This is a genomic window from Roseibium sp., assembly GCF_025698965.1.
Classification (GTDB): domain Bacteria; phylum Pseudomonadota; class Alphaproteobacteria; order Rhizobiales; family Stappiaceae; genus Roseibium.
This window is the reverse complement of the sequence record NZ_JAILWL010000013.1, coordinates 24,966-32,252: the sequence shown is the minus strand read 5'-3', so window position 1 is coordinate 32,252 and position 7,287 is coordinate 24,966. Positions and strand designations below refer to the sequence as shown.

Below are 7,287 nucleotides of genomic sequence, written 5' to 3'. Positions count from 1 at the left end.
AGCATTTGCGACACCGCGACGCCTGGCGCTTCATGTTGCTGGCGTTCCGGTTGGCTCCGCGGCAACGCGGGAAGAGCGCAAAGGGCCGCGCGTTGGTGCTCCGGAAAAGGCAGTAGAGGGTTTCCTGCGCGGTGCAGGCCTTGCTTCTATCGAAGACGCTACGATTCAGAATGACCCGAAAAAGGGTGATTTTTATGTGGCCGTCATCGAAAAACCGGGACGAACGGCCATCGATATCATCGCGGAATTCATGCCGGGGATCCTGCGGAATTTCCCGTGGCCGAAATCCATGCGTTGGGGGTCGACGTCAACACGCTGGGTGCGTCCGCTTCACTCCATTGTTGCCACATTCGGACCGGAAACAGAGGAACCGGAAGTGGTGCCGTTTGAGTTTGACGGTTTGCCCTCGGGTCAGTCGACCCGCGGTCACCGCTTTCTGGCTGATGAGGCGTTTGACGTGCGCCGGTTCGACGATTACGCGACAGGCCTGGAAAAGCACAAGGTCGTGCTGGATGCCGACAGGCGCAAGGAAATCATTCTGAACGACGCCAAGGATCAGGCTCTGGCCCTGGGGCTGGAGCTTGTGGAAGACCCGGGGCTTCTGGAAGAAGTTGCCGGACTTGTGGAATGGCCGGTTGTCATGACTGGAAGCTTCGATAAGGACTTCCTTGAGATTCCGGACGAGTGCATCCAGCTCACGATCCGCGTCAATCAGAAGTGTTTTGTACTGAAGGATCCGAAAACCGGACGCCTTGCCAACAAATTCGTTCTGATTTCCAACATCATTGCTGACGATGGTGGCAAGATGATTGTTGCCGGCAACGAGAAAGTCATTCGGGCGAGACTGTCCGATGCCCGCTTCTTCTGGGAGGCGGATCTGAAAACCAGCCTGTCGGAGAATCTGCCGAAGCTGGATGTCGTCAAGTTTCACGAAAAGCTGGGCAGCGTCGGCGAACGTGTGAAGCGTCTGGTTTCCCTGTCTGCCGAACTGGCTCCGGTTGTCGGCGCCGACAAGGCAAAGGCTGAGCGTGCAGCAGAACTGGCTAAAGCCGATCTTGTTTCGAACATGGTCTTCGAGTTTCCCGAATTACAGGGATTGATGGGCCGGTACTACGCAACCGCTCAGGGGGAAGACGCTTCTGTCGCAACTGCGGTTGAAGAGCACTACAAGCCTCAGGGACCTTCCGACAGCGTTCCAACCGATCCGGTTGCCGTCAGTGTGGCGCTGGCGGAGAAACTTGACCTGCTGGCAGGATTTTGGGCGATTGACGAAAAGCCGACCGGCTCGAAAGATCCCTATGCGCTGCGCCGCGCCGCTCTGGGCGTCATTCGGATTGTACTGGAAAACGGCCTGCGGATCAGGCTTGGAAAGGCTATCCGCTCGGCGCTTGACCTGCACAAAGTCGACGTGGCTGATCCGGATGCCCTCGTCAGTGATTTGCTTTCCTTCTTCGGGGACCGTCTCAAGGTACATCTCAAGGATGAGGGCGCCCGTCATGACCTGATCGATGCGGTTTTTGCACTGGAAGGCCAGGACGATCTCCTGATGGTGGTCAAACGGGTTGAGGCACTCGGCAAGTTCGTTTCGTCCGACGACGGCGTGAACCTGCTGGCGGGCTATAAGCGCGCAGTCAACATTCTGAAAGCCGAAGAGAAGAAAGACGGCACACCGGTAACCGGCAAACCGCATCCGGATCATTTTCAGGAGCAGGCGGAGATCGATCTGGCCGCGGCAATCGACACAGCCCGCGCCGAGGCGGCAGATACGGTTCATGCCGAGAACTTTGAGGGAACCATGGAGGCGCTGTCTAGGCTGCGCGCTCCGGTCGACAGGTTCTTCGAAGACATTCTGGTGAACGCAGACGATCAGACGTTGCGCATGAACCGTTTGCAGTTGCTGGGTGAGATCCGGGACGCGACACATGTGGTCGCGGATTTTTAAAAAAAACATGCCGGTGTCCGTCGTTGCTTGGCGCAGCAGTTTCTTAGCCAATGCCACTTACCGGGTACGCGAATGACCGTTATGAGCGACCGACGCTGACATAGCCTCGTGTCCTGTCGTTATTGTCGGAATCGATGGTGTTCATTGCGTCGAACAAGGTTGCCGCATCGACCCAGACCGGCGGATACTTGTAGCGAGCGACATCCAGAATAAGAAACCGGTCGGTATCTTCGTCATAAGCGGCAAGCGGCGAAATATGCCCGCCTTTTTCCTGCCCCATGGACTTTCGAAGATAGTTTACGAGTATGAAAGTGTTCTCTTTCTGAAGCAGGTCGATAGCGGTATTTCGAAACGTGTCGAGATCTGTATCGGCTGCGTGAACGACTTGGACATCAAGGTCATGCGCCGCAAGAACACCTCCAAGCTCGTCAAGCGTCATGCCATAAGGCGGGTTCACAATCGACTCCGCCGGTTTCACGGCTGAAGCTGCTGGAGTGAAGATGTTTTTCTGATCGAACATCCCCAGCCCGAGTGTCATCTTTGAAGCCGGGCGCGGCACATTCAGGGCATTTAGCACAATGGCGATCGTCGCCGGACCGCAATAGGCAGGGTTATCCTGTGTCGTGAAATGGATACTTAAGGGAAAATAATCATTGCTCGCCTCGGCACCCAGGAGAAGAGACTGCCCTTCCGTACTTGTGAGGTCGATCAAGTCTTCGGATAAAGGCATCGTTTCTGCGTTTGCAAAACACAGGCACGCCATCGTCGCTGCCGCAAAATTCAAGGCAATCCGGTACATGAAACTGATCCCTTTTGAATGAAAATCGACGCGGAAGAGTGGCGTGAACCAGCTCTTCGCGCAATCGATTTGACCTCACGGAACTTGTTGGTGCAAGTGACAGAAATCGCAGGGTCTCCGGGATCAGCCTGCCCGATTATTCCGCAGCTTCCGTTGCCAGCCTCGGTACCGGTTTTTCCTCGATCGGCCAGTGAATGACAGCCGCCATGATGCCGAGCACAATTCCGCTCCACCAGATCGCGTCATAGGAACCTGTTTCGTCATAGAGCTTGCCGCCCAGCCAGACACCCAGGAAGGACCCGATCTGGTGGGACAGGAAGACGAACCCGAACAGGGTGGCCATGTAGCGAGGGCCGAACATGACGGCAACAAGTCCTGAAGTCGGCGGAATGGTTGAAAGCCAAAGCAAGCCCATGACACCGGAAAATACCAGCACTGAAGTCGGTGATATCGGCAGCATGATAAAGGCAAAGATCGCCACCGACCGGCCGAGATAGATCAGCGACAGGAAGATCGGTTTGGAAAAACGCCCTCCGATGTAACCTGACGCCAGCGAGCCGACAATGTTGCAAAGCCCGATGAGGGCAATGGCGGTCGCCCCCCAGGTAGGGTCCAGGCCCAGATCGGCAATGTAAGGGGGCAGGTGAACCGTGATGAACGCCACGTGAAAGCCGCATACAAAGAAGCCGATTGTCAGAAGAATGAAGCCGCGTGTCCCGAAGGCTTCCGAAATGGCAGAAGAGAGTTTCTGGTTGCTGGCAGGCGCGCCTGCCGTCGGGTTTTCGGATTTGCCCCTGAGCGCGATGGCAAACAACGGCACGAGCGCAACAAGTCCGGCAAAAACAAGCAAGGTGTCTTGCCAGCCGACATTGGCAAGAAGGGCGCCTCCCATGGGGGCAAACAGGAACTGTCCCAGCGAACCGGACGCCGTGCCGATACCAAAGGCGAGCGACCTCTGTTCCGCGGACACTGCGCGTCCAAACGCTGCCAGAACGAGGGAAAAGGAAGAAAAGGCGATGCCGAGCCCGATGAGCACGCCGGCCGAGACGTGCAGGGCCACCGCGCTTTCCGCGTCAATCATCAATAGAAGTCCGGAGACGTAGAGAGCCGCACCGAGCGTCATCGTTTTCCAGGTGCCGAAACGATCCGCCATCATGCCGGCGACCGGTTGGCCGAGGCCCCACATCAGGTTCTGTATGGCAATGGCCAGCGCAAAAATTTCACGGCTCCAGTCGCGCGCTTCCGTCATCGGCTGAAAGAACAGGCCCATCGCCGAGCGGGGCCCGAACGAAATCAGCGCAATCAGACAGCCACAGGCGATGACAAGTGGAATGTTGGGACCGGTGCGGGTCGACGTGGATGCAATGTTCATTAAGAACCTCAAATCGTAACTTTACGATAAAATAAAATATGCACTTCGATTGGCCAAACGCGTTCTTTTGATCAATGGATCAAGAATTGGAATGAATGACCGGTATTGGCCATTTGTGTCCGGCCCTGTTGGTTAGCTGGCTAGTGATTTCAGAAAATTTTTGACGCAAGGTGTTGAGAATAAAAGAGGAATTGAAAGTATAGCGAAATCTGCGCGAAAGTGATGGATTTTTGGCCACATTCCTCTTATATAAACTCCGAACGAGCAAAAGTGTCAGGGCCACTGCGCCCGTTTTCTTTTGTGTTGAATATGCTCAAGTTGAGTATAATGGGGTATCGGGCTGAAATTCCCGTTTCAGTCCGCTTATCGAAGGGAGGTCGCAATGACCATTGCCCAGGCAACTGCACCGATCGGTGAACCGATTGCAAACGGACTGACTGCTTTGGAGCGCTACGGCAAGCTGGAGCGTCCGGATCTGACATATACGCCGGAGATCGCCGAGGCGACTGCGCCGATCTACGAGAAGGTCAAGCACATCATTCCGGCCATCGAATGGGCTGCGCTGGCACCGACGATCCATGCGATCAACGAGCTCAAGAAACAGCGCAATGCGGTCATTCTGGCTCATAACTACATGACGCCGGACATCTATCATGGTGTGGCGGACATTGTTGGCGACAGCCTGCAGCTCGCCATCGAGGCAACCCGTACCGAAGCGGATGTGATCGTCCAGTGCGGTGTGCATTTCATGGCGGAAACCTCCAAGATCCTCAGCCCGGAGAAAACGGTACTGATCCCGGATATGAGGGCGGGCTGTTCGCTGGCCGAATCCATTACCGGAGCCGATGTCCGCGCCTTGCGCGAGCGCAATCCAGGCGTTCCGATCATCACCTATGTCAACACCTCGGCGGATGTGAAGGCTGAATGCGATATCTGCTGCACGTCATCAAACGCCCTTCAGGTGGTCGAAAGCTTCGGTGTCGACAAGGTGTTCCTGATCCCGGACAAATATCTGGCAGCCAATGTCGGCAACAAGACCGATGTCGAGGTTCTCGTGTGGGATGGGGCCTGTGAGGTTCATGAGCGTTTCACTGCACAAGAACTGCGTGACTACCGCAAGATTGAGCCCGATGTAAAAATCATCGCGCATCCGGAATGTCCGCCGGAAGTCGTGGCTGAGGCCGACTTTGCCGGTTCCACTGCTCACATGATCAATTGGGTCAAAACGAAGCAGCCCGAAAAGGTGATGATGATCACCGAATGCTCGATGGCTGACAACGTTGCCAGTGAAACGCCGGACGTGAACTTCATCCGCCCCTGCAATTTATGTCCGCACATGAAGCGGATCACGCTAGACAAGATCCTCGACACACTTGTCGAGATGAAGGACGAAGTTATTGTAGATCCTGTCATTGCGGACAAGGCCAGAACCGCGGTCGAGCGGATGATCAACTTGAAAATCTGACCGTCTTTGGTCTAAACCGCGAAAACGCGTTTCTTCCGGGCCAGGGTCAAATTGGCCCGGAAGCATTTTCGGGCGATGCCCAAACTGTTCCAGGAAGTTTCCCATGGCCGTGTCGGTTGAGGATTTTGCACCTGCCTATATTGGCAAGGATGTGGATGATGTCGTCATTCTGGGTGGAGGTCTCGCAGGCCTTTTCTGTGCCCTGAAACTCAGTCCAAGGCCGGTAACGGTGATTACAAATGCGCCGATCGGACAAGGCGCGTCGTCTGCCTGGGCTCAGGGCGGGATCGCCGCAGCTATTTCGGAACAGGATTCGGTCGAAAAACACAGGGACGACACGCTTGTTGCCGGATGTGGTATCTGCGAGGAAAATATCGTCGATCAGATGACCCGGGAAGGCAGCGATCGTGTTCATGATCTTCTGTCCTATGGTGTCCCGTTCGACCAGGATCTTGAAGGTCGCCTGCAGCTATCGCGCGAAGCAGCCCATTCTCAAAGCCGCGTTGTACGCGTGCGCGGGGATATGGCCGGCAGAGCGATCATGGATGCCCTGATCGTCGCTGTTCGCAATACGCCGTCAATCCGTGTTCTTGAAGGTTACATCGGCGAGAGCTTTCTGGGTGGCGGACGGTACGTCACCGGCGTCCTTGCACGCCGCCGAGGTGGCATCGAGCGCCTGGCCTTCCCGGCAAAGGCGGTTGTATTGGCTTCCGGGGGAATTGGGCATCTCTATGGCATGACAACCAATCCGCATGAAGCCAACGGCCATGGCCTTGCCATGGCGGCGCGTGCCGGAGCGGTAATTGCCGATGCCGAATTCGTGCAGTTTCATCCGACCGCACTTGATGTTGGCAAGGATCCCGCACCACTCGCGACGGAAGCATTGCGCGGAGAAGGCGCGACCCTGGTCAACAAGGCCGGAGAGCGGTTTATGGAGGGTATTCATCCGGATCTGGAGCTGGCCCCGCGCGATATCGTGGCAAGAGCCATTCATCGTGAAATCGCTGAAGGGCGCGGTGCATATCTGGATTGCCGGGAGGCGGTCGGCGCAAAGTTCAAGGACGAATTTCCAACGGTTTTTGCAGCAGCAAATTCGGCGGGAATTGATCCGGTGAAGGACCTGCTGCCGGTCGCGCCGGCCGAGCACTATCACATGGGCGGTGTTTTGACGGATGCCAACGGCAGGACATCTCTCGATGGCCTGTGGGCCGCAGGAGAGGTTGCCTCCACCGGTGCTCATGGCGCCAACCGGCTTGCCTCCAATTCGCTTTTGGAAGCGGTGGTTTTTGCAGCCAGGATTGCTGAGGACATTCAAGGGTTGATGCCGACACCGCGCAGCGCCTTCTGGAATGCGATGGATGACGAACCTGGTCTTCCGAGCCAGCGCAATGTGGAAGAGCGGGAAGCGATTTCCGTTCTGCGCGACACACTTGCAAAAAATGTTGGTGTCGAACGCGATGCGGATGGCCTGAAGAGCGCGCTCGCCGAAATCACGAAAGCGGAAACAATCTGCATCCGTCAGTCTATCCGAAACATGATGACAGCGGGCAAGATCATCACCGCGGCGGCATTGAAGCGACAGGAAAGCCGTGGCGGCCATTTCCGCAGCGACTTTCCGAACGCGAACCCGGACAAGGCCAAACGCTCCTACACCACCTTGAAAGAGGTTGAGGCGATCACGGCCGAGGCCTTGGAGACCGCGTGAGCGG

Annotated in this window: 5 protein-coding genes; 3 read left to right on the top strand and 2 right to left on the bottom strand. The window is 56.3% G+C overall.

Annotation, left to right across the window (positions count from 1 at the left end):
* Positions 1–1,942, top strand: a 1,942-nt coding sequence (glyS, locus tag K5905_RS02290) for a glycine--tRNA ligase subunit beta (RefSeq protein WP_297579861.1), incomplete at its 5' end; no start/stop codon positions are given.
* Between the two features lie 79 nt (positions 1,943–2,021).
* Here glyS and K5905_RS02285 read toward each other — a convergent pair.
* Entirely contained in the window at positions 2,022–2,741 is a 720-nt protein-coding gene (locus K5905_RS02285) for a phytochelatin synthase family protein (RefSeq protein ID WP_297579858.1), read from the bottom strand.
* Positions 2,742–2,877: 136 nt separating this feature from the next.
* Complete coding sequence (locus K5905_RS02280) at positions 2,878–4,113, bottom strand: MFS transporter (RefSeq protein ID WP_297579855.1); 1,236 nt, start codon at positions 4,111–4,113, stop codon at positions 2,878–2,880.
* 382 nt (positions 4,114–4,495) lie between these two features.
* Between K5905_RS02280 and nadA the strand changes: the two genes are divergently transcribed.
* Both nadA and K5905_RS02270 read left to right on the top strand, forming a co-directional pair.
* Positions 4,496–5,578: a quinolinate synthase NadA gene (gene nadA, locus K5905_RS02275; RefSeq protein ID WP_297579852.1), complete on the top strand. Its 1,083-nt coding sequence runs from the start codon at positions 4,496–4,498 to the stop codon at positions 5,576–5,578.
* A 103-nt stretch (positions 5,579–5,681) separates the two neighbouring features.
* On the top strand, positions 5,682–7,283 hold the full coding sequence (locus K5905_RS02270; RefSeq protein WP_297579849.1) for an L-aspartate oxidase: 1,602 nt from the start codon (positions 5,682–5,684) through the stop codon (positions 7,281–7,283).
* The last annotated feature ends 4 nt before the right edge of the window (positions 7,284–7,287 follow it).